Below are 22986 nucleotides of genomic sequence, written 5' to 3' on the forward strand. Positions count from 1 at the left end.
GACAAGTTCGTCGGCCGCCAGAAGCGCCCAACGCCCTCGTCGATGAGCGGCGTTATAAGCCCACCAACCATGAACAGTCAACACCGCAAAACTGAAAAAAACAAATATATTTTAAGTGGCTGAAATCATTGGGGATTTCTAAAATGAAGCGAGAATGGAAGCCGAGGCGGCCTTCCCACGGCGGCAGGCCGAAGCCGACGGCTTCCCCGACGCCGACCGGCCAAGCGCTCTTTTCGCCGGCGCGCGCACAGGCTATGCACGAAACGATGGCACGAGCGGCATACAGAGGCGCGACGGCATGAAAGACGCAATCTACAAGGCAGCGGCGCGATTGCCGATCGCATCGGCCCTCGATCCGCTCGCCGCCGTACTTTCCGCCGGAACCCGGGCGATCCTGTCGGCGCCGCCCGGCGCCGGCAAGACGACCGTGGCGCCGCTCTTCCTGCTCGATCAGCCCTGGCGGGGCGATGGCCGCATCATCCTCCTCGAACCGCGCCGGCTGGCGGCGCGGGCGGCGGCGGGCCGCATGGCCGCGCTGCTCGGCGAGACGACCGGCGAAACCGTCGGCTACCGTATGCGTCTCGACAGCCGCATCTCGCAAAGGACCCGTATCGAGGTGGTGACGGAAGGCGTTTTCGCCCGCATGATCCTCGACGACCCCGAGCTGGACGGCGTCGCCGCCGTGCTGTTCGACGAATTCCACGAGCGCTCGCTCGACGGCGATTTCGGACTGGCGCTGGCCCTCGACGCACAGGCCGCCCTGCGCCAGGACCTGCGCCTCCTCGTCATGTCGGCGACGCTCGACGTGGAACGGGTCGCCGCGCTGCTCGACCATCCGCCGGTCATCCGCAGCGAGGGGCGAAGCTTTCCCGTCGAGATCCGGCATGTCGACCGTCCGGGCGGGGAGCGCATAGAGGACGGCATGGCCCGCGCCATCATCGCGGCGCACCGCGGCGAAACCGGGTCGATCCTGGCGTTCCTGCCGGGACAGGCGGAAATCGCCCGCACCGCGGAACGGCTCGAAGGGCGGTTCGGCGAAGATACGGTGATCGCGCCGCTCTACGGAAGCCTGACGCAGCGGGAGCAGGATATGGCGATCCGGCCCGCGCCGGACGGCCAGCGCAAGATCGTGCTGGCGACCTCGATCGCCGAGACGTCGCTCACCATCGACGGCGTGCGCATCGTCATCGACAGCGGGCTGCAACGGCTGCCGGTCTTCGAGGCCTCGACGGGCATCACCCGGCTGGAGACGACGCGCGTCTCGCGCGCTTCCGCCGAGCAGCGCGCCGGGCGTGCCGGGCGCACACAGCCCGGCATCGCCATCCGCCTCTGGCACGCCGGCCAGACTTCGGCGCTTCCCGCCTTCACACCGCCGCAGATCCTGTCGAGCGACCTGTCCGGCTTCCTGCTCGACCTCGCTTTCTGGGGCGTAACCGATCCCGCCGCCCTGCGGTTCATCGACCAGCCGCCGGCGGCGGCGGTGGAGGAGGCGCGGTCATTGCTGAAGCTGCTCGGGGCGCTGGACGATAGGAACGCCCTGACGCCGGCGGGACGGCGCATCCGCACGCTGGCGCTGCCGCCGCGCCTCGCCGCCATGGTCCTTCACGCCGGCGGCGGGGCGGCGCGAGGGGCGGCGGAGCTTGCCGTACTGCTGACGGAGCAGGGTCTGGGCGGCAATGCCATCGACCTCGAGGAGCGGCTGCGGCGCTTCCGAAGCGAGAAAGGCGAGCGGGCGGACGCCGCCCGGCGGTTGGCGCGACGCATGGCAGGCGATGCCGGAAGGCCCGATGGGGCGGGAGGGCCGTTGCCCGGACAACTACTCCTTCATGCCTTTCCCGACCGGGTGGCGATCCAGCGCGGCGGGCGCGGGCGCTTCGTCATGGCGAACGGCCGGGGCGCGGAACTGCTGGAGACCGAGCGGCTGGCCGGCTGCGAGACGATCGTCATCGCCGATCTGACCGGCCAGGCCGGCCGTCAGCGCATCCTTGCCGCCGCCGAGGTCGACCGCGCCACGATCGAGGCGACGCTAGCGCGGAATATCGTGCGTGAAGACCAATGCGTGTTCGACCGGTCGAGCCGGCAGGTCCGCGCGCGCCGCGTGACCCGGCTCGGGGCAATGATCCTCGACGAAACGCCGCTGCCGCGCCCCGCCGGCCCGATGGCCGCGAAAGCCCTTGCCGACGGGGTCCGCCAGCTCGGGCTTCAGGCCCTGCCCTTTTCTCGCGAGACGGCGCAATTGCGCGAGCGCATCGGCTTTCTGCACCGCTCCATCGGCGCGCCCTGGCCGGAGACCGGCGACGCGGCGCTGATCGACCGGCTGGAGGAATGGTTCGAGCCGTTCCAGCAGGAGGCGCGCGGCCTCGACGACATCCAGCCTGCGACCCTCCAGCATGGCCTCATGGCCTTGCTGCCTCCCGGCGCCGACCGCGATCTGGCGCGGCTCGCCCCGACCCATTTCGAGGCGCCGACCGGCCAGCGCCATCCGATCCGCTACGACGGCGACGAACCGGCGCTGGCGATCCGCGTGCAGGAGCTGTTTGGCCTGCGCCAGCATCCGACGATCGGCGGCGGCCGCCGGCCGCTGCTGCTGGAACTGCTTTCGCCCGCCCGCCGCCCGCTCCAGACGACCCGCGACCTTCCCGGCTTCTGGGCGGGCTCCTGGCGCGACGTGCGGGCGGAGATGCGCGGGCGCTATCCGAAACATCCCTGGCCGGAGGATCCGGCCGCAGCCGCCCCCACCACACGCACCAAGCCGCGCGGCGCATGAGGGTTGCCGGCACGCTACCCGCAACGCAAGGAGATCCGCCATGACATCAGCCTCTATGGACATCGGCTTCGAAGCGGCCGGGCGCAGGCTCCGGCTGGAGACCCTCATCCGCCTGCGCTGGCTGGCGGTCGCCGGCCAGGCCGTCACGGTGGTCGTGGTGGCGGTCTGGCTCGATTTTCCCATGGCGCTTTTACCGGTCATCGCGCTGATCGGGCTGCTGGCGGCGGTGAATTTCTTCCTGGCGCTGCGCTTCGCGCCGGCCCATCGGCTGACACCGGCGGCGGCCTGCGCGCTGCTCGGCCTCGATCTCAGCCAGCTCACCGCGCTGCTTTTCATAACCGGCGGCCTTGCCAATCCCTTCGCGCCGCTCGTCTGCGTGCCGGTCATCATCTCCTCGTCGCTGCAACCGGTCCGCTACAGCCTGACACTCGGCCTCATGGCCTTTCTCGGCATCACGGCGCTCGCCTTCACGCCCTTTCCGCTGCCGTGGTTTCCGGGCGAAACGCTGGTGATACCGTCGATCCTGACGGCCGGTTTCTGGTTCGCCATCGTCTCCACCACCGCCTTCGCCGCCTTCTACTCCTATCGCGTATCGCAGGAGGCGGCCGAACTGTCGGACGCGCTGGCGGCGACGGAACTCGTGTTGCAGCGGGAAAAGCACCTGTCGCAGATCGACGGGCTGGCGGCGGCGGCGGCGCACGAACTCGGCACGCCGCTCGCCACCATCAGCGTCGTGGCGCGGGAGATGGAGCGGGAGCTGGGTGAAGACGACCGCTTCGGCGAGGACGTGCAGCTGCTGCGCAGCCAGAGCGAACGCTGCCGCGACATCCTGCGCCGGCTGACCACGCTCTCCTCCGAGGACGAGGCGCATATGCGGCTTCTGCCGCTCTCCTCCCTCCTCGAGGAGGTGATGGCGCCGCACCGGGAATTCGGCATCCGCATCACGTTCAGCGAAACCAACGGACGCGAGAACGAACCGGTCGGCCATCGCAATCCCGGCATTCTCTACGGGCTCGGAAACCTCATCGAAAACGCCGTCGACCACGCGCGCGCGGAAGTGACCGTGACGGTGGGCCACACGCCGGACCGGGTGACCATCGTCATCGAGGACGATGGCGAGGGGTTTGCCGCCGACATCCTCCACCGCATCGGCGACCCCTATGTCACCAAGCGTCAGCGCGATGAACGGGCAGGCGGGCTCGGGCTCGGACTGTTCATCGCCAAGACCCTGCTGGAACGCTCCGGCGCGCGTCTCGCCTTCGCCAATCGCACCGGCGACCGGCCCGGGGCGCGCGTCACGGTGGAATGGCCACGCGCACGAATGGATACAGCGCTCGCAAAATGACTTTACCCGTCATATCTTAAGGGCGATACAGTCGTCCCGACGAAAGAGACGCAGGTATCTTGAAAAACGGAAATGGTGAGAACGATGATTGAATCCGGCGACGGAAGCAATACGGACGCAGGCGAGAGCATGAGGGACGATATCGGCCCGGATCGCTCGCTGCTGCTCGTCGATGACGACGGCCCCTTCCTGCGACGGCTCGCCCGGGCGATGGAAGCGCGCGGCTTCGAGGTGGACACCGCCGAGTCGGTGGCCGAAGGCATCACCAAGACGCGGGCCAACACGCCGAAATATGCCGTCGTCGATCTCCGGCTCGGCGACGGCAGCGGGCTCGACGTCATTGCGGCGATCCGCCAGCGGCGCGACGATACGCGCATCATCATGCTGACGGGCTACGGCAATATCGCGACCGCGGTGAATGCCGTGAAGCTCGGCGCCGTCGACTATCTCGCCAAGCCGGCCGATGCGGACGACATTTTCGCAGCCCTGACCCAGCGGCCCGGCGAAAAGGCGGAACTGCCGGAAAACCCGATGTCGGCCGACCGGGTGCGCTGGGAGCATATCCAGCGGGTCTACGAAATGTGCGAGCGCAACGTCTCCGAAACGGCGCGCCGGCTCAATATGCACCGGCGCACGCTGCAACGCATCCTCGCCAAGCGCGCGCCGAAGTAGGATCGGAGCCCCCGCTCCCCGACACCCGGAGCATCTCCAGCAAACGTGTGAAACGGTTTTGCGTCCGGAAATGCGGCTGAAACAAAGAGATAGAGCGGCTCTGCCGAACCTGTGAAAGCCGGAACCGCTCGATATCAGACGGGCTCATCCCGCCGGCCTGCGACAATGGCGGAAAGCTCCGGCCCGTCGCGCCGGGGATCGGTGGCAAGCTCGGCGGCCAGCAGCCGGCCCGCCGCCACGCGTGCGAAAGCGAAGGTGACGCTCTTTCGCGTCGGCGCGGGCAGACGATGTTCCGGCGCCTCACGCAGGATATGCGCGCCATAGCCATCGGAAAGCATGAGGCCGCAGTCCTCGGGAAAGATATCGAGCGGCACGTCCTTGTGGGTGGCGAAGAACAGCCGGTCGCAATGGCGGCGATAGTCGGGCCATTTGCGATCGACACGGAAATCCTCCACCGACGTCTTGATCTCGACGATCCAGATTTCCCCCTTCACCGACAGGCTGACGAGATCGGCGCGCCGGCCGCCGGCAAGCGTCAGCTCGGGCAGAACCGCATGGCGCATTTCCGCCAGCATGCGCTGCACGCCGCGGCGCACCATCATCGCCCGGTCCGACTGACGGCCGTCGATCAGCGGATTGTCGTTATGGATCGAGACGATCGTCATGGCCGTGACCTTTCCTGCTTATCGCCTCCCGCCGCACCTGCGCTCCCGAAAGACTTTTTTAACCCTGTTGCGTGGATTGCGTGCAGGGCCGGACGAGACGTCCGGCCAACCGTTGCACGGCGCACGCCGGCGTGCTTGGCATCGAACGGACGTGTTGCGGGCAACCGGCATCCGGGCCCATTGTTGCAAAAAAGCAATGTGCCGGCTTTTTGCTCGCGGGCAGGCCCGTGCCGAAGCGCACCCGCTTGCATTGCACGGTTTAATCGAAAATAAACCATGATCGGTGAAAGTTCTGCACCCTTGAGCTTTCCAATCCCTTTTCAAGAGAATCCCATGCGCCTTCGCAATGCATTCCTTCTGTGCGGCCTCGCAGCAGCCGTCGCGCTTGCCGGATGTTCTTCCGCCACGACCGGCGGCGCACCCGGCGAGAAGGTCGCCACCGACGCTATCTTCACATCGGAATATGGCCCTGTCGAGGACAACGGCTATGCCCTGCCGGCTGTCCCGATCACCAAGGTGAACCCGAAGTTCCATCGCCAGATCGTCGACTACAAGACAAGCGAGAGGCCCGGCACGATCGTCGTCAACACGCCGAACCGCTTCCTCTATTACGTTCTGCCCGGCGGCAAGGCCGTGCGCTACGGCATCGGCGTCGGCAAGGCCGGCTTCGCCTGGCAGGGCGAGGCCTATGTCGCCTGGAAGCAGGAATGGCCGAGCTGGCATCCGCCGCAGGAAATGGCGGTGCGCAGGCCCGAGGTCGCCCGTTACGTCAAGGACGGCATGGGCCCCGGCCTCCGCAATCCGCTTGGCGCGCGCGCGCTCTATCTCTTCAACGAGAAGGGGCAGGACACGCTGTTCCGTCTTCACGGCACGCCCGAATGGACCTCGATCGGCACGGCGACCTCTTCCGGCTGCATCCGCCTGATGAATCAGGACATCATCGACCTCTACAAGCGCGTCCGTCCCGGCCGGGGCGCCCGCGTCGTCGTCCAGCAGTAGGCCGACACACCGCCATTACAGGAAACGGAGAAGCCGCCGGAGCGATCCGGCGGCTTCTTCGATCATGATCCGGCCCTGTTTCAGCCTCGAGCCTTCTTTTCCAGGCGGCGGCGGTGCAGCACCGGCTCGGTATAGCCGTTCGGCTGCTCGCGCCCCTTCAGCACCAGGTCGAGCGCGGCCTGGAAAGCGATGGAAGCGTCAAAGCCGGCGGCCATCGGCCGGTAGTCGGGATCGCCGGCGTTCTGGCCGTCGACCACCGCCGCCATACGCTTCATCGTCTCCACGACCTGCACCTCGGTGATGACGCCGTGATGCAGCCAGTTGGCCATGTGCTGGGCCGAGATGCGCAGCGTCGCCCGATCCTCCATCAGACCGACATCATGGATGTCCGGAACCTTGGAGCAGCCGATCCCCTGATCGATCCAGCGCACGACATAGCCGAGAATGCCCTGGGCGTTGTTGTCGAGTTCGTTCTGGATCTCTTCCGGCGTCCAGTTCGGCCGCACGGCCACCGGCAGCGACAGGATGTCGGCGAGCTTCGCGCGCGGGCGGTCGCGCAGTTCCGCCTGAACCGCCGCCACATCGACCTTGTGGTAGTGAGTGGCGTGCAGCGTCGCCGCCGTCGGCGAGGGGACCCAGGCGGTATTGGCGCCGGCCCTCGGATGGGCGATTTTCTGCTCCAGCATGGCCGCCATCAGATCCGGCATGGCCCACATGCCCTTGCCGATCTGCGCATGGCCGGACAGGCCGCATGCAAGGCCGATATCGACGTTCCAGTTCTCATAGGCGCCGATCCAGGCCGCCTGCTTCATGTCGCCCTTGCGGATCATCGGGCCCGCCTCCATCGACGTGTGGATCTCGTCGCCGGTGCGGTCGAGGAAACCGGTGTTGATGAAGACGACGCGGGCGCGGGCGGCGCGAATGCACTCCTTGAGGTTCACCGTGGTGCGGCGCTCCTCGTCCATGATGCCCATCTTCATGGTGTTCGGCGCCATGCCCAGCACCGTTTCGACACGGGCAAACAGCCGGTCGGCGAAGGCGACTTCTTCCGGCCCGTGCATCTTCGGCTTGACGACATAAAGGGAGCCGGCCGGCGAATTCCGGCGAGAGCCGGCCGGGCCGATGTCATGCAGCGCGATCAGCGCCGTGACCATCGCGTCGAGAATGCCCTCGGGCACCTCGTTGCCATCCCGGTCGCGCACTGCCGGATTGGTCATCAGGTGACCGACATTGCGCACCAGCATCAGCGAGCGGCTGCGCAGCGAAAAGCCCGAGCCGTCGGGAGCCTGATAATCGACATCGGGATTGAGGCGGCGGGTGAAGCTCCGGCCGCCCTTGGAGACCTCCTCGGCAAGATCGCCCTTCATCAGGCCGAGCCAGTTGCGATAGGCCGCCACCTTGTCGGCGGCGTCGACGGCGGCAACCGAATCCTCGCAGTCCACGATCGTGGTCAGGGCGGCCTCTAGCCGGACATCGGAAATATGAGCCGGATCGGCCTTGCCGATCACCGTGGTGGCGTCGATGCGGATTTCCACATGCAGGCCGTGGTTGCGCAGGAGCACATGGCGCGGGCCGGCCGGCTCGCCAAGATAGCCGGCGAACTTCGCGGGATCGGCAAGCCCGGTCCTGACGCCGTCGCCGAGCGTCACCGCCAGCGCGCCGCCTTCCACCGCAAGCCCGGAGACATCGCGCCAGGAACCGCCGGCCAGCGGAACGCTCTCGTCGAGGAAGGCGCGAACCCAGGCGATCACCTTCTCGCCGCGCAGCGGATTGTAGCCGCGCCCCTTTTCGGCGCCCCCGGTTTCGGGGATCGCATCCGTGCCATAGAGCGCATCGTAGAGCGAGCCCCAGCGCGCATTGGCGGCATTGAGCGCATAGCGGGCGTTCGTCACCGGGACGACGAGCTGCGGCCCGGCAAGGCTGGCGATCTCGGGATCGACATGGGCGGTCGTGACGGCAAAATCCGCGCCCTCCGGCAAGAGATAGCCGATTTCGCGCAGGAAGGCCTCGTAAGCGGCAAGATCGGCAGGCGCGCCGTGCTGGCGATACCAGCCGTCCAGCTGCTGTTGCAGGCGATCGCGGGTTTCCAGCAGCGCCCGGTTCTCCGGCGCGAGGTCGTGCACGATGGCGGCGAAGCCGGTGAAAAACGCCTCGGCCTCGACACCCGTGGCGGGAAGCGCCTCGTTTACGATGAAATCATGCAGCGCGCTGTCGACCGAAAGGCCGGCTCGTTCGATATAACTCATTGGCATAGCTCCGATCTGGCAAGGGGGAGAGTTCTCGGATAGTGCCACTTTCCAGAGCTTTCAGTTCCGGTCAATGCGGAAATGGCATGAATGATTTATTCCATTTCGTATAAGATCGCCCGGCAAGCTGCGGGCTTACCGTGCGATTTCGTGAAAAATGAAACGGTTTCACGCCTCTTGCGCGATACGCGGCCGGCCGCTGGCGGTGGCGATGAATCGGGCCTCGACCAGCTTGCGCCGGCCCCTGATCTCCGGCGCGTCGATTTCCTCGACGAGACTGACGGCCGGTTCGTCCGCGCCGTTTGCCCGGGCAGCGGCAAGCGCTGCGGCAAGCGCGCGCTCCCGGGCGACGGAAAAGGCTTCCGCCTCGTCACTCAGCCGTGCGCTTTCCCCTGCCCCGTTGACGATGAAATTACCCTCTTCCGGCATGGTGACGAAGACCGTGACCGCCGCCCGGACCCGCCCGACCACCGCGCCGACGGCATTGGCGACGCCGGCGTCGGCCGGAATGACCGATTGCGCGCCGAGCATATCGGCGATCGCCGGATAATAGACCGGCGCGGATGCGCCGAGGCCGATCAGCGACCGGTCGAGACCGACGCGGAACTGGACGATACCGGGCCGGCGATGGAGCGCCCTGTCGACGGGCTGCGAGCGCACCGGATCAATGCCCTCGGCCCCGTCGCTGTCGAGACAGGCCGAAAGCACCGCGTCGGAGGACTGGCGGGTCAGCCGGTCGACGATGCGCCGCGCCAGCGCTTCCGCCCCTTCGGCAATGGGAAAGCCGGCGCCGTCCTTCGTGCGGGCGGCAAGCTCAAGCCCGAGGCGGGCGGCCTCGCCGTCCCACTGGCCCTGTCCACCGAGCAGATGCATGGCGTCGGAGGGCGTGACGGCGCAGATATGCACGAGCCCGCGCGCCACCAGCCGGTCGAGCGTCACCCTTTGCAGCGTCGAGGCGAGCAGGTCGGCAAGCGGCGCCGGGGTCGCGCCGATGCGATCGTAAAGCGCCTGTTCCTGCGGTTGCAGGCCGCTCGCCAGCCGTGCGGGGACACCGGTCCTGACGGCGAAGCGGCCGTCGTAGCGGCCGGCGTGAAGAGCCCGGAGCTGGCGTTCGAGCACGGGGACGATGGTTCCCGGATGCTGGGTGGAGGCAAGCGAGAGTGGCAGGAAACGGCGCGGCCCGAGATCGAGCTTCGCCAGCAGGCCGCGATCGTCGATCCGCACTTCCGAATCGCCCCCGAGCCCGAAGGTGCGCATGGCCACGGCCTCGACCATGGTGCGGTAACCGCCGACCACGGCGCCCTCGACATCGAGCTTCGGGCGGCCGCCGTCGAGAACCGCCACATCCGTGGTGGTGCCGCCGATATCGGAAACCACCGCCGCATCGAGGCCCGTCAGGTGCCGCGCGCCGACGAGACTTGCCGCCGGGCCCGACAGGATGGTCTCGATCGGCCGCAGCCGCGCCTCCGCTGCGGCGATCAGCGCGCCATCGCCGCGCACCACCATCATCGGCACATCGATACCCCGACGCGCCAGATAATCCTCGCAAGCGCCGATCAGCCGGTCGATCATCGAGACGAGGCGCGCATTGAGCAGCGTGGTCAGCGCCCGCCGGGGGCCACCGAGCTTGGACGTCAGTTCGTGGCTACAGGTCACCGGCAGTTGCGAGACGGCGCGGATATGATCGCGCACCTTCTCCTCATGGGCCGGGTTACGCACCGCGAAATAGCCGGCGACGGCGAAGGAGGACACGGTCTGCGCCAGTTCCGGCAAGGCCGCGTCGAGCGCCGACAGGTCGAGCGGCCGCTCGTCGCCATGCACGTCGTGACCGCCCGGCAGGAACACGACCGGATCGTTGCCCAGCGCCTCGGCGAGGCCGCCGCGCGTCAGGTCGTCCTCGCCGAAACCGATCATCACGAGAGCGGCCCGGCCGCCCTGGCCTTCCACCAGCGCATTCGTGGCAAGGGTCGTCGAGAGCGATACGAGGCTGATCGCCGAAACGGGAGCCTGCGTTTCTTCCAGCACCGCCTCGACGGCGCCGGAAATGCCGACTGCAAGATCGTAGCGGGTGGTCAGCGCCTTCGCCCGCGCCACCACGCCGGCCGTCTCGCTATAAAGAACGGCGTCCGTATAGGTCCCGCCGGTATCGATTCCAAGCAGCAGTTGTTCCGTCACATCAGGTCTTCCATTCACCGGCCGGCTTCTCCCCGGCGTTATGGCACGGCCGGACCCCGGCCATCGTTCTGCCGGCGACATGCCGGTGCAACAAAGAGGCAGTCTGCGATGGAACAGGAGGGAAGGAGCCTGCTTGCGCGACTCAGATCAGGCCCTTCAGCTCATCGAGCCGGTCATTGACCAGCCAGCCGTAATAATTCTCTTCCGGCCAGTTCGCCTCTCCGGCCGCCCGCCGCGACACGAAGGCGCGGGCGCGGGATTCGGGACTGCCGAGATTGTAGAGCGTGGCGGTAAGGCCGGGATTGCCGGAAATGTCGACGCCGGCGATATCGCGATAGGCCTGGATCGACCGGCGGATCGCCGCCGCCATATAGGCAAGCGAGATGTCCGGCTCCATGATCGCCTTGTAGACGCCGGCCGCATCGTTCTCGTCAAGCGGATCGTAGCCGGAGATCCGGGCGACGTCGTCGGTCAGCATCAGCGCGGTCAGCGGGTTGATCTGGCCGAGCCCGAAGGTCTGGCCGGCATAGAACGGCTGGAAGAAGACGGCGCTGAAACGGTTGTTCGGATAGGTCTTGCCGCCGACGCGCCGGCCCTTGAAGGTGGCGTTCCACACGCCTTCGCGGCAGGTCCACAGCGCGTAGGAGCCCTTCTTGCCGGCGCAGCGGGAAAACTCCGGCCGGGCGACGAAATCGCCGATCGACTCGCGCTCGTAGGCGAAGCGGAAATTGCCCGCATAGGAGGCCGCCTTGACATAATAGCTCTGGAGCCGGTCGTAGGCGTCGACGTTGTAGGTATGTTCGCCGACGATGGCGCCGACCATGTGGATCGGCGCGATGCCGTATTGGCCGGCGATCTTGCGGATCTTGCCTGTCAGGGCGCGGTCGCTGGCCAGCAGGTCGCGCACCTTGTCGTATTTGGCATCGAAGGACGTGCGGCCCGCCCGGGTGCGGCGCAGGGAGGCGCCGGGAACGGCCGGCTGCTCGGCATTGCGGTTGCCCGGCGGAACCGGGTCGGCGGCCGAGGCCGCCGGCGGGTTCTGCACCAGGAGGACGGCGGCAAGGGCAAGCACTAGAGAGAAACGTCGCACGGTCCGGATTCCCGTCTTGTCGCGATCTCCGCGATGGTCTCGATCGATGCAGGTCGGCCATGGCGAAGCGATGGCGAACAGGCTCAGCCTTAAGGCCGCGACAGCGCGGCTGTCGAGAGCGCTGCGCTTCAAAAAGGCCGGCGTGGCGGCGGCTTTCGCCGCCGCCGGTGCCGAAACGTCACAGAATGTAGCGCGACAGGTCGGTATCGGCGGCAAGCGCCCCGACATGCTCGCCGACATAGGCAGCGTCGATGACGAGCTTGTCCCCGGACTTGTCCGGCGCCTCGAAGGAAATTTCGTCGAGCACCCGTTCCATCACCGTCTGAAGCCGCCGCGCGCCGATATTCTCGACGCTGGCGTTAAGCTGCACGGCGACGTCGGCAAGCGCGTCGATTCCGTCCTCGGTGAATTCCAGCATGACGTTTTCCGTCTCCATCAGCGCCTTGTACTGGCGGATGAGGCTTGCCTCGGTCTCCGTCAGGATGCGCCGGAAATCCTCCTTGGTGAGCGCGCGCAGCTCGACGCGGATCGGCAGGCGGCCCTGCAATTCCGGCAGCAGGTCCGACGGCTTCGACACGTGGAAGGCACCCGAGGCGATGAACAGGATATGGTCCGTCTTGACCGGCCCGTATTTGGTCGCCACCGTCGTCCCCTCGACAAGCGGCAGCAGGTCGCGCTGCACGCCTTCGCGGGAAACGCCGGCCCCCAGCCCACCGTCGCGGGCGGCGATCTTGTCGATCTCGTCGATGAAGACGATGCCGTCGTTTTCGGCAGAATGGATCGCCTCGCGCTGGATCACCTCATTGTCGAGGAGCTTGTCGGATTCGTCATCGATCAGGATCTTGTAGCTGTCCTTGACCGTCGTCTTCACCTTCTTCGTGCGCCCGCCCATCGCCTTGCCGAAAATCTCGGACAGGTTCAGGACGCCGATATTGGCCCCGGGCATGCCGGGGATATCGAAGCCGCCCGGCAGGCCGCCGGTATCGGCGACATCGACCTCGATTTCCTTGTCGTCGAGTTCGTTGTTGCGCAGCTTCTTGCGAAAACTGTCGCGTGTCGCCGGAGAGGCGGTGGCGCCGACCAGAGCCTCGAGCACCCGCTCCTCGGCGTTCATATGGGCCTTGGCCGTCACCTCGGCGCGCTTCTTCTCACGCACCAGCGCGATGCCGACCTCGACCAGATCGCGCACGATCTGCTCGACATCGCGGCCGACATAGCCGACCTCGGTGAACTTGGTCGCCTCGACCTTGACGAAGGGCGCGCCGGCAAGCTTGGCGAGACGGCGGGAGATCTCCGTCTTGCCGACACCGGTCGGGCCGATCATCAGGATATTCTTCGGCATCACCTCGTCCCGCAGATCCGGCGAAAGCTGGTGGCGGCGCCAGCGGTTGCGAAGCGCGATGGCGACGGCGCGCTTGGCGTCCTTCTGGCCGATGATATAGCGGTCGAGTTCGGAAACGATCTCGCGGGGGGAAAAACTAGACATAAGGTTCCAATTTCTGGCGACGGTCCCGGGCCATCATCAGCGCCGGGCCGTCCCCTACAGGTCATTTATCATCGACCCATACAGGTCGTTTATCACAGACATGACGCCGGGCTTCTCAGCGGTCGGCATCCATCGTCTCCACCACGATATTGTGGTTGGTGTAGACGCAGATGTCGCCGGCGATCTGCATGGCGCGGCGCGCGATCTCCTCCGCCGACTTGTCGCTGTCCATCAGCGCGCGCGCGGCGGCATAGGCATAATTGCCGCCAGAGCCGATGGCCATCGTGCCATGCTCTGGCTCCAGGACATCGCCATTGCCGGTGAGCGCCAGGGTGACGGACTTGTCGGCGACCAGCATCATCGCCTCGAGGCGGCGCAGATAGCGGTCGGTCCGCCAGTCCTTGGCAAGCTCCACGGCGGCGCGCATCAACTGATCGGGATATTGTTCGAGCTTGGCCTCCAGCCGTTCGAGCAGGGTGAAGGCGTCGGCGGTCGCGCCGGCGAAACCGGCGATCACGTCGCCCTTGGCGAGGCGGCGCACCTTGCGGGCGTTGCCCTTCATCACCGTCTGGCCGAGACTGACCTGGCCGTCGCCCGCCATCACCACCTGGCCGCCCTTGCGGACGGTGATGATCGTCGTGGCGTGCATCTTCGCATAGGGATCATGTTCGCTCATCAGCATACCTTCGATGGCCCGCAACCGGGCAATACGCCGTCGAAAGGACGGCTTCGCCCCTTCTATTTAAGCAGCGTTCCGGCAATTGCAAACGGGCGGGAAACACAAGCGGCACGGGCCTGGATACTGGTCTTTTGCCTGGAGCCCTGTTATGGAGCGGCAATCGCAGACCGGAGAATCCGATGAGCCGCACAGCCAGCGTTTCGCGCAAGACGAACGAGACCTCCGTTTCGGTGACCGTCAACATAGACGGCACCGGCGCGTCGACCATTTCGACGGGCGTGGGTTTTTTCGACCATATGCTCGAACAGCTGTCACGCCATTCGCTCATCGACATGCAGATCCGCACCGAGGGCGATCGTCACGTCGACGATCACCATACGGTGGAAGATACCGGCATCGCCATCGGGCAGGCCATCGCGAAGGCGCTCGGCGACCGGCGCGGCATCACCCGCTACGCCTCGCTCGACCTTGCCATGGACGAAACGATGACGCGCGCCGCCGTGGACGTCTCCGGCCGGCCGTTCCTCGTCTGGAACGTCGACTTCTCGGCCCCGAAGATCGGCACCTTCGACACCGAACTGGTGCGCGAGTTCTTCCAGGCGCTGGCCCAGCATGCCGGCATAACGCTGCATATCCAGAACATCTACGGCGCCAACAACCATCATATCTCGGAGACGTGCTTCAAGGCCGTCGCCCGCGTGCTGCGCAGCGCCACCGAGATCGATCCCCGCCAGGCTGGCCGCGTTCCCTCCACCAAGGGCACGCTGGCCTGACCATCAGGAGGCCTGCGAATGGCCACGACGTTCCTCGTTCTGACACCGCCGGGCGCCGCGACGCGCGATGAGAACGCGCGCTTCCTGCGCGACCGCTTCTCCTGGCTCGCCTTCTTCCTGCCGGTCGTCTGGCTGCTGTGGCGCCGGGCCTGGCTTGCCGCCGCGCTCGCCTTCGCCGTGCAGTCGCTCGCCGCGGCTGTCGGCGGCCATCCGGTCTTCGGGCCGGCAAGCCTCGGTCTTCATCTGGCCGTCGGACTGCTGGTGGCGCTGGAGGGGCCGTCCATGCTGCTCGCCCGGCTGGAGCGGAAAGGCTGGACGCTCGACGCGGTGATTTCCGCCGACGACCGGGATACGGCCGAGGAAATCTATTACGACGACACCGAAACCGCGCAGGCCCGGCCGGAAACGCCCCGACCCGGGATGCCGGCATCCACGGCTTCCGCCGGCCGGCATGATCCCATGCTCGGGCTGGTGAGCTTCGGGGAAGGGCGCTGACATGCGCGTTGCGATCATCGACTACGGATCGGGCAATCTCCGTTCGGCCGTCAAGGCCTTCGAGCGGGCCGCGCGCGAAAGCGGTCTCGACGCCACAATCGACCTGACCGACAGGGCCGAGCGGGTCGCCGCCGCCGATCGCATCGTCCTGCCCGGCGTCGGCGCCTATGCCGATTGCCGGCGCGGCCTCGACGCCGTGCCCGGGATGGTGGAGGCATTGAACGAGGCGGTCGACGCCGGGGGACGTCCCTTTCTCGGCATCTGCGTCGGCATGCAGCTCATGTCCGCGCGCGGGCTCGAAAAGTCCGTGACGCCGGGGCTCGGCTGGATTGCGGGCGACGTCGTCAGGATGACGCCGGCCGACCCGGCGCTGAAAATCCCGCAGATCGGCTGGAACACGCTCGACTACCGGCGGCCGCACCCCCTTCTTCATGGTATTTCACCGGCGCTGCACGCCTATTTCGTGCATTCCTATCACCTTGCCGCAGAACGTCCGGAAGACGTCGTCGCCACGGTCGACTACGGCGGGCCGATGACCGCCTTCGTGGCGCGCGACAACAAGGCCGGCGCGCAGTTCCACCCGGAAAAGAGCCAGGCGCTCGGCCTTTCCCTCATCGCCAATTTCCTGCACTGGAAACCCTGACATGATCCTCTTTCCCGCCATCGACCTGAAAGACGGCCAATGCGTTCGCCTCAAGCTCGGCGACATGGATCAGGCCACCGTCTACAATCCCGACCCGGCCGCGCAGGCGAAGGCCTTCGAGGACCAGGGCTTCGAATGGCTGCATGTCGTCGATCTCAACGGCGCTTTTGCGGGTGAGAGCGTCAACGGCGCGGCTGTCGACGCGATCCTCAAGACGACGAAGAACCCGGTGCAGCTCGGCGGCGGCATCCGCACGCTGGATCATATCGAAAGCTGGCTTTCGCGCGGTCTTTCCCGGGTCATCCTCGGCACCGTCGCCGTGCGCGATCCGGCGCTGGTCATCGAGGCCTGCCGCAAATTCCCGGGCAAGGTCGCCGTCGGCATCGACGCCAGGGGCGGCAAGGTCGCCGTCGAGGGCTGGGCGGAAGCGTCCGAACTCGGCGTGATCGAGCTTGCGAAAAAGTTCGAGGGCGCCGGCGTCGCCGCCATCATCTATACCGACATCGACCGCGACGGCATCCTCACCGGCATCAACTGGGCCTCGACGCTGGAACTGGCGGACACCGTCTCCATCCCCGTCATCGCCTCCGGCGGGCTCGCCTCGATGGACGATATCCACCGCCTCGTCGCTCCCGACGCAAGCAGGCTCGAAGGCGCGATTTCCGGCCGCGCGCTCTATGACGGCCGCATCGATCCCGCCGAAGCGCTGGCGGTCGTCCGCGCCGCGCGGGGAGAAGCCGCATGACGCTCGAGACCCATGTCCTCCCCTGCCTCGATGTCAAGGACGGCCCGCGACGCCCGCAGCCGCATCGCGGCGAGGACGCGCCAAACAACGAGAAGGAGGCCGTCCTTTGACCCTCAAGGCCCGTGTCATCCCCTGCCTCGACGTCAAGGACGGCCGCGTCGTCAAGGGCGTCAGCTTCGTCAATCTCGTCGACGCCGGCGATCCGGTGGAATCGGCCAAGGCCTATGACGCCGCCGGCGCCGACGAGCTGTGCTTCCTCGACATCACCGCCTCTTCCGACAATCGCGATACGATCTTCGACGTGGTGGCGCGCACCGCCGACCATTGCTTCATGCCGCTCACCGTCGGCGGCGGCGTGCGCGCGGTCGCCGATATCCGCAAGCTGCTTCTGGCCGGCGCCGACAAGGTGTCGATCAATTCGGCCGCCGTCGCCAATCCGGATTTCGTCGCCGAGGCCGCCGACAAGTTCGGCAACCAGTGCATCGTCGTCTCGATCGACGCCAAGCGGGTCTCCGCCGAAGGCGAGGAAGGCCGCTGGGAGATCTTCACCCATGGCGGCCGCAAGCCGACCGGCATCGACGCCGTGGCCTTCGCGGAAAAGATGGTGGAACGCGGCGCGGGCGAATTGCTCGTCACCTCCATGGACCGGGACGGCCAGAAGAGCGGCTACGACATCGCGCTGACACGCGCTGTCGCCGACCGGGTGTCCGTGCCGGTCATCGCCTCCGGCGGCGTCGGCACGCTGGATCACCTGGTCGAGGGCGTGCGCGACGGGCATGCGACTGCGGTGCTGGCCGCGTCGATCTTCCATTTCGGCACCTATACGGTCGGCGAGGCCAAGCGTTACATGGCTGCGCACGGTATCGCCATGCGGCTCGACTGAGGAGAACAGCGATGAGCGATTTCACCCTTGCCGATCTGGAGCGGATCGTCGACGCCCGGTCGCAGGCCGCGCCCACCGAGTCCTGGACGGCCAAGCTGGTCGCCGCCGGACAGGGCAAGGCCGCCAAGAAGCTGGGCGAGGAGGCGGTCGAAACCGTGATCGCGGCGATCGAGGGGGACCGTGGAGCGCTTGCCAGCGAAACCGCCGATCTGCTCTATCACCTGATGGTCGTCTTGAAAATCGCCGGCGTGACGCTACAAGACGTCATGGAGGAACTGGAGCGGCGCACGAGCCGGTCCGGGCTTGCCGAAAAGGCCGGTCGACAAAGCCAGTAGACAAGGCCAGCGATGCAGCAGACGCTCGACAAGGAACAGGCGGACATTCCGGACGATTTCGGAAATCACGACTATTCACCCTATCGTTTCTTCTCGGCCGAGGAATGGGCGCATTTCCGGGCCGACACGCCGCTGACGCTGACCGCCGACGAAGTGCGCCGGCTGCGCTCGCTGAACGACCCGGTCGATCTCGACGAAGTGCGGCGCATCTATCTGTCGCTGTCGCGCCTGCTTTCGGCCCATGTGGAATCGTCGCAGATATTGTTCGAGCAGCGCAAGCGCTTCCTCAGCCTCTCCGACGAAGCCAAGACGCCCTTCGTGATCGGCATCGCCGGCTCCGTTGCGGTGGGCAAATCGACCACGGCGCGCATTCTCGCGGAACTGCTGTCGCGCTGGCCTTCCAGCCCCAAGGTGGACCTCGTCACCACCGACGGTTTCCTCTATCCGAACGCCGTGCTGCAACGTCTCGGCCTGATGGAGCGCAAGGGCTTTCCGGAAAGCTACGACATGGGTGCGCTGCTGCGCTTCCTCTCGGCGATCAAGGCGGGCAAGCCGAATGTGCCGTCGCCGACCTATTCGCATCTGAGCTACGATATTCAGCCCAATACGTTCCGTTCCGTCGACCGGCCGGACATCCTGATCTTCGAGGGCATCAACGTCCTGCAATCGCGCAATCTGCCGGAGGACGGCAAGATCGTGCCGATGGTCTCCGATTTCTTCGACTTCTCGATCTATATCCACGCCGAGGAAGACCTGATCCACAACTGGTATGTCCAGCGCTTCATGCGGCTCAGGGACACCGCCTTCCGAAATCCGGATTCCTATTTCCACCGCTATGCGGCGATCAGCGAGACCGAGGCGCTGGAGATCGCCGAACATCTGTGGCGCGACATCAACCTGAAGAACCTGCGCCGCAACATCCTGCCGACGCGCCCGCGCGCCGATCTCATCCTGCAAAAGGGCGAGAACCACCTGGTCTCCACCGTCGCCCTGCGCAAGCTGTGACGGGCTTGCCGCAAACCGCGCCGGAAACCCGCCTCAGGGATTGACCCGCCGCAGCGTCAGATTGATGCGTCCGCCGTTCTTCAGGAGCGTCGAGGTTCCGGGATAGATGCGGTCGACGCCGTGGAAGACGAGACGGCTCTCTCCCCCGAGCACCACCACATCGCCGCTCGACAGGCGGAAGGAACGGGTCGGATCGCCGCGCTCCAGCCCGCCGACCCGGAAAAGGCACTGGTCGCCGAGGGACACCGAGACCACCGGTGCGGAAAACGCGCTTTCGTCGCGATCCTGATGCAGGCCCATGCGGGCGTCCGCATCGTAGAAATTCACCAGGCAGGCCTCCGGCGGGCCGGCGTGATCGGAAACCGCCTGCCAGAGCCGGAGAAGGCTTTCGGGAATGGCAGGCCAGGGGTTTCCGGTCGCCGGATGATGAGCCTGGTAACGATATCCCCCCTCGCGATCCGTGACCCAGCCGAGCGGGCCGCAATTGGTCATGCGCACCGAAAGCGGCTTTCCGGTCTTCGGCATGCGGGGCACGAAGAGCGGCGCATCGCGGACGATCGCCCGGACGGCCTCGACGAGGCCTGCCTGCGCCTCGCGGTCGAAATGGCCGGGCAGGTAGCGAAGGCCGGGAGGAAGCGGACGGACGGCGGGCGAAGTCACGATCAGTCTCCCTGCGGCTTGCCGCGCAGCCGCTTGACGTCGGAGCGGCCGGCCTTCGCCTTGAGCCTGCGCTCGACGGAACCTTTCGTCGGCTTTGTCTTGCGGCGTGGCGGCGGTGGCGGCTCCATCGCCTCCAGCAGCAGCTCCCGCAGACGCTCGCGCGCATCCTCCCGATTGCGCTCCTGGCTGCGGAAACGATTGGCCTCGATCATCAGGACACCTTCCTTCGACAGCCGGCGTCCGGCCAGCCGCCCGGCATTCGCCTTGACGCGGTCGCCGAGCGACGGCGAGCCCCGCAGGTCGAAGAAGAGCTGAACGGCGGTCGAAACCTTGTTGACGTTCTGGCCGCCGGGCCCGCCCGCCAGAACGAACTGCTCCGTCAGCTCCCAGCCGGCGATGGTGATCGAACCCTTGATGTAGAGAGGAGCGCTGGCCATGGGAATTCCTTTCCCGGCCGTTCTAGCCGATATCCGGCCATGACGGGAATGGAGATCCGTATGAAAACCGAAAACCCGGCGTTGCAGCCGGGTTTTCTGGACATCAGATCGGCAGGATCATGCCGCGACGATTCTCAGCCCCGGCGCAGCGCCGCGGACACCGCCATCGACATGGCCTTCGAATTTCTCGAAGTTGTCGACGAACATGTCCACGAGCCTGCGCGCCTGCGCGTCATAGGCGGCGCCGTTCGCCCAGGTCGAGCGCGGATCGAGGATCTTCGTATCCACGCCCGGTACGCAGACCGGAACCTGGAAGCCGAAATTGTCGTCGCGACGGAACAGCGCGTCCTTCAGCGAGCCGTCGAGGGCGGCGGCCAGGAGCGCCCGCGTCGCCTTGATCGGCATGCGCCTGCCCTCGCCATAGGCTCCGCCCGTCCAGCCGGTGTTGACCAGCCAGCAATCGACGCCATGCTCGGCGATCAGCTCCTTCAGCAGATTGCCGTAGACCGTCGGATGGCGCGGCATGAAGGGCGCGCCGAAGCAGGTCGAAAAGGTCGCCTCCGGTTCGGTGACGCCGCGTTCCGTGCCGGCCACCTTGGCGGTGTAGCCGGAAAGGAAGTGATACATCGCCTGGTCGGGGGTCAGCCTGGCGATCGGGGGCATCACGCCGAAGGCATCGGCCGTCAGCATGATGATCGTCCTCGGGTGGCCGGCACGGCCGGTCTCGCTGGCGTTCGGGATGAAGTGCAGCGGATAGGCGCAGCGGGTGTTCTCCGTCAGCGAGCCGTCATCGAAGTCCGGACGTCCGTCGGCGTCGAGAACGACATTTTCCAGAACGGTGCCGAAGCGTTGCGTCGTGGCGTGGATTTCCGGCTCGGCCTCCGCCGAAAGCCGGATCGTCTTGGCGTAGCAACCGCCTTCGAAGTTGAAGATGCCGTTTTCACCCCAGCCATGCTCGTCGTCGCCGATCAGCGTGCGCTTCGGATCGGCAGACAGCGTCGTCTTGCCGGTGCCGGAAAGACCGAAGAACACCGCAGCATCGCCATCGGGACCGACATTGGCCGAGCAATGCATCGGCATCACCTTTTCCGACGGCAGCAGCCAGTTCAGCACGGTGAAGACCGACTTCTTCATCTCCCCGGCATAATAGGTGCCGGCAATCAGCACGATGCCGCGCGAAAGATCGCAGGCGATCATCGTTTCCGTACGCGCGCCGTGGCGGGCCGGATCGGCCTTGAAGCTCGGCAGATTGAGGATGGTCAGTTCCGGAACGAAGGTCTCGAGATCCTTTTCCTCCGGGCGGATCAGCAGGTTGCGGATGAACAGCGAATGCCAGGCAAGCTCCGTGATCACCCGCGTCGGCAGGGCATAGGCCGCATCCGCGCCGCCGACCAGATCCTGCACGAAGAGGTCGCGATCGGCCGCATGGGCCAGCATGTCGGCGTGGAGCACGTCGAAATGCTCCCGGGTCAGCGGCTTGTTGTTGTCCCACCAGACATGATCGGCGGTCAGCTCGTCGCGCACGACGAACTTGTCCCTGGGGGAACGGCCGGTGTGCTGGCCGGTCAGGGCGCGCAGCGCGCCGTGGGCGGTCTTCACCGCCTCGTTCCGGCCGAGCGCCTCGTCGTAAAGGGCGGCGGCGGTAAAGTTGTATCGAACCGTACCGCTCGTCTGGATACCCATCGCTTCCGACCCCTGGGCGGGGTTGCGAACTCCAAGTTCCTGCATGGCCCGATTTTCCTCCGTAACGACAAGACCGGCGTGAAAGTTGCGCGAACCTAGTCGCACTCCTTTGCAAAGACAAGAAGAAATTTCAAATTCATCAACAATATCAATTAATTAATCGATTTAAAGAATTGTCTTACTTTTTAAATCGTTTAGATAATCGATTTAAAAAGCATCCCGCCTGCGGCGCGTGAACAGCGCTCTTTATCTTCGCCACAATTTGTTCCACCTTTATCCCCAGAGAGGCGCTTCGAGACCGGGACGGACGGAACAGGATTCGGATTCGGGAAAGGCGCCCATGATCACGGAGAGCACAAGAATGCAGACGATCGCGCTCGTTGACGACGACAGGAACATCCTCACCTCCGTGTCGATCGCCCTTGAGGCGGAGGGCTACAAGGTCGAGACCTATACCGACGGCGCCTCCGCGCTCGACGGGCTTGTCGCCCGGCCGCCGCATCTCGCCATCTTCGACATCAAGATGCCGCGCATGGACGGGATGGAGCTGCTGCGCCGCCTGCGCCAGAAGTCCGATCTGCCCGTCATCTTCCTCACCTCCAAGGACGAGGAGATCGACGAGCTGTTCGGCCTCAAGATGGGGGCGGACGATTTCATCACCAAGCCGTTCTCGCAACGCCTGCTGGTGGAGCGCGTCAAGGCCATCCTGCGGCGCGCCTCGAACCGCGAAGCGGCCTCCCCGGGCGCCGCAAAGGGAAACGACGCGCCCTCCCGCTCGCTGGAGCGCGGCCAGCTGGTGATGGACCAGGAGCGCCATACCTGCACCTGGAAAGGCGAGCCGGTGACGCTGACGGTGACGGAATTCCTGATCCTTCATTCGCTCGCCCAGCGTCCCGGCGTGGTGAAAAGCCGCGATTCGCTGATGGACGCCGCCTATGACGAACAGGTCTATGTCGACGACCGCACCATCGACAGCCACATCAAGAGGCTGCGCAAGAAATTCAAGATGGTCGATTCCGACTTCGACATGATCGAGACGCTCTACGGGGTCGGCTATCGCTTTCGCGAATCCGCCTGAGGGCCGCCGACGGCAATTTCGCTTGCATCGATTGCGGCCCCGGTGCATGCCGCAATCCCGGAGGCGGGGCCACGACCCCCGCGGGCTCCGTCCACAGGATGAAACCGCTTGTCGCAAACCGTGCT

21 protein-coding genes are annotated in these 22986 nt (G+C 66.1%); 12 read left to right on the plus strand and 9 right to left on the minus strand.

The genetic code is table 11. The features are described 5' to 3' along the window. Nucleotides 1-298 precede the first annotated feature (298 nt). The 3 genes from hrpB (at nucleotide 299) to KYK29_RS12750 (ending at nucleotide 4784) form a co-directional block, all read left to right on the plus strand. The gene (gene hrpB / locus KYK29_RS12740; protein ID WP_254691283.1) at nucleotides 299-2767 is read left to right on the plus strand and encodes an ATP-dependent helicase HrpB; all 2469 of its coding nucleotides are present in this window, start codon (nucleotides 299-301) and stop codon (nucleotides 2765-2767) included. 40 nt (nucleotides 2768-2807) lie between these two features. After that, nucleotides 2808-4112 carry an ActS/PrrB/RegB family redox-sensitive histidine kinase gene (locus KYK29_RS12745; RefSeq protein WP_254691284.1) on the plus strand — a complete coding sequence of 435 codons (1305 nt, stop codon included), beginning with the start codon at nucleotides 2808-2810 and terminating at the stop codon, nucleotides 4110-4112. 129 nt (nucleotides 4113-4241) lie between these two features. Continuing rightward, a complete protein-coding gene (locus tag KYK29_RS12750; protein WP_254691285.1) occupies nucleotides 4242-4784 on the plus strand; it encodes an ActR/PrrA/RegA family redox response regulator transcription factor in 543 nt (180 codons plus the stop codon). 134 nt (nucleotides 4785-4918) lie between these two features. On the opposite strand, the gene KYK29_RS12755 is transcribed toward KYK29_RS12750, so the two are convergent. Next, nucleotides 4919-5449, minus strand: a complete 531-nt coding sequence (locus tag KYK29_RS12755) for an MmcB family DNA repair protein (protein ID WP_254691286.1) — start codon at nucleotides 5447-5449, stop codon at nucleotides 4919-4921. Between the two features lie 333 nt (nucleotides 5450-5782). Between KYK29_RS12755 and KYK29_RS12760 the strand changes: the two genes are divergently transcribed. Beyond that, nucleotides 5783-6448 (plus strand): L,D-transpeptidase, encoded by a 666-nt coding sequence (locus KYK29_RS12760; protein ID WP_254691287.1) that lies wholly within the window; start codon nucleotides 5783-5785, stop codon nucleotides 6446-6448. 80 nt (nucleotides 6449-6528) lie between these two features. Here KYK29_RS12760 and KYK29_RS12765 read toward each other — a convergent pair whose 3' ends face one another. From KYK29_RS12765 to hslV, 5 genes are all read right to left on the minus strand, one after another. Beyond that, nucleotides 6529-8694: a malate synthase G gene (locus tag KYK29_RS12765; RefSeq protein WP_254691288.1), complete on the minus strand. Its 2166-nt coding sequence runs from the start codon at nucleotides 8692-8694 to the stop codon at nucleotides 6529-6531. Between the two features lie 168 nt (nucleotides 8695-8862). Further along, nucleotides 8863-10869 carry a hydantoinase/oxoprolinase N-terminal domain-containing protein gene (locus KYK29_RS12770; protein ID WP_254691289.1) on the minus strand — a complete coding sequence of 669 codons (2007 nt, stop codon included), beginning with the start codon at nucleotides 10867-10869 and terminating at the stop codon, nucleotides 8863-8865. Between the two features lie 142 nt (nucleotides 10870-11011). After that, nucleotides 11012-11959 (minus strand): DUF1402 family protein, encoded by a 948-nt coding sequence (locus KYK29_RS12775; RefSeq protein ID WP_437437252.1) that lies wholly within the window; start codon nucleotides 11957-11959, stop codon nucleotides 11012-11014. A gap of 178 nt (nucleotides 11960-12137) precedes the next feature. Further along, a complete protein-coding gene (gene hslU / locus KYK29_RS12780; protein WP_254691290.1) occupies nucleotides 12138-13445 on the minus strand; it encodes an ATP-dependent protease ATPase subunit HslU in 1308 nt (435 codons plus the stop codon). Nucleotides 13446-13560: 115 nt separating this feature from the next. Next, complete coding sequence (gene hslV / locus KYK29_RS12785; protein ID WP_254691291.1) at nucleotides 13561-14121, minus strand: ATP-dependent protease subunit HslV; 561 nt, start codon at nucleotides 14119-14121, stop codon at nucleotides 13561-13563. Between the two features lie 182 nt (nucleotides 14122-14303). Here hslV and hisB point away from each other — a divergent pair, with 182 nt between their 5' ends. From hisB to coaA, 7 genes are all read left to right on the plus strand, one after another. Continuing rightward, entirely contained in the window at nucleotides 14304-14897 is a 594-nt protein-coding gene (hisB, locus tag KYK29_RS12790; RefSeq protein ID WP_254691292.1) for an imidazoleglycerol-phosphate dehydratase HisB, read from the plus strand. Nucleotides 14898-14915: 18 nt separating this feature from the next. Continuing rightward, complete coding sequence (locus tag KYK29_RS12795) at nucleotides 14916-15392, plus strand: DUF2628 domain-containing protein (protein ID WP_254691293.1); 477 nt, start codon at nucleotides 14916-14918, stop codon at nucleotides 15390-15392. A gap of 1 nt (nucleotide 15393) precedes the next feature. Then, the gene (hisH, locus tag KYK29_RS12800) at nucleotides 15394-16035 is read left to right on the plus strand and encodes an imidazole glycerol phosphate synthase subunit HisH (protein WP_254691294.1); all 642 of its coding nucleotides are present in this window, start codon (nucleotides 15394-15396) and stop codon (nucleotides 16033-16035) included. 1 nt (nucleotide 16036) lies between these two features. Beyond that, the gene (gene hisA / locus KYK29_RS12805) at nucleotides 16037-16780 is read left to right on the plus strand and encodes a 1-(5-phosphoribosyl)-5-[(5-phosphoribosylamino)methylideneamino]imidazole-4-carboxamide isomerase (protein ID WP_254691295.1); all 744 of its coding nucleotides are present in this window, start codon (nucleotides 16037-16039) and stop codon (nucleotides 16778-16780) included. A gap of 106 nt (nucleotides 16781-16886) precedes the next feature. Then, a complete protein-coding gene (gene hisF / locus KYK29_RS12810; protein ID WP_254691296.1) occupies nucleotides 16887-17663 on the plus strand; it encodes an imidazole glycerol phosphate synthase subunit HisF in 777 nt (258 codons plus the stop codon). A gap of 11 nt (nucleotides 17664-17674) precedes the next feature. After that, nucleotides 17675-17998 carry a phosphoribosyl-ATP diphosphatase gene (locus tag KYK29_RS12815; protein ID WP_254691297.1) on the plus strand — a complete coding sequence of 108 codons (324 nt, stop codon included), beginning with the start codon at nucleotides 17675-17677 and terminating at the stop codon, nucleotides 17996-17998. Nucleotides 17999-18010: 12 nt separating this feature from the next. Further along, nucleotides 18011-19003, plus strand: coding sequence for a type I pantothenate kinase (gene coaA / locus KYK29_RS12820; RefSeq protein WP_254691298.1), 993 nt, complete (start codon nucleotides 18011-18013; stop codon nucleotides 19001-19003). A 33-nt stretch (nucleotides 19004-19036) separates the two neighbouring features. On the opposite strand, the gene KYK29_RS12825 is transcribed toward coaA, so the two are convergent. From KYK29_RS12825 to KYK29_RS12835, 3 genes are all read right to left on the minus strand, one after another. Continuing rightward, complete coding sequence (locus KYK29_RS12825) at nucleotides 19037-19663, minus strand: alpha-ketoglutarate-dependent dioxygenase AlkB family protein (protein ID WP_254691299.1); 627 nt, start codon at nucleotides 19661-19663, stop codon at nucleotides 19037-19039. A 2-nt stretch (nucleotides 19664-19665) separates the two neighbouring features. Continuing rightward, entirely contained in the window at nucleotides 19666-20100 is a 435-nt protein-coding gene (gene arfB / locus KYK29_RS12830) for an alternative ribosome rescue aminoacyl-tRNA hydrolase ArfB (RefSeq protein WP_254691300.1), read from the minus strand. A 117-nt stretch (nucleotides 20101-20217) separates the two neighbouring features. Next, nucleotides 20218-21828: a phosphoenolpyruvate carboxykinase gene (locus KYK29_RS12835; protein ID WP_254691301.1), complete on the minus strand. Its 1611-nt coding sequence runs from the start codon at nucleotides 21826-21828 to the stop codon at nucleotides 20218-20220. A 316-nt stretch (nucleotides 21829-22144) separates the two neighbouring features. Here KYK29_RS12835 and KYK29_RS12840 point away from each other — a divergent pair, with 316 nt between their 5' ends. Beyond that, nucleotides 22145-22861 carry a response regulator transcription factor gene (locus KYK29_RS12840; protein WP_254691302.1) on the plus strand — a complete coding sequence of 239 codons (717 nt, stop codon included), beginning with the start codon at nucleotides 22145-22147 and terminating at the stop codon, nucleotides 22859-22861. Nucleotides 22862-22986: the final 125 nt, after the last annotated feature.

Origin of the sequence: Shinella daejeonensis (genome assembly GCF_024281235.1) — a bacterium.
GTDB classification, from domain to species: Bacteria; Pseudomonadota; Alphaproteobacteria; order Rhizobiales; family Rhizobiaceae; genus Shinella; species Shinella daejeonensis.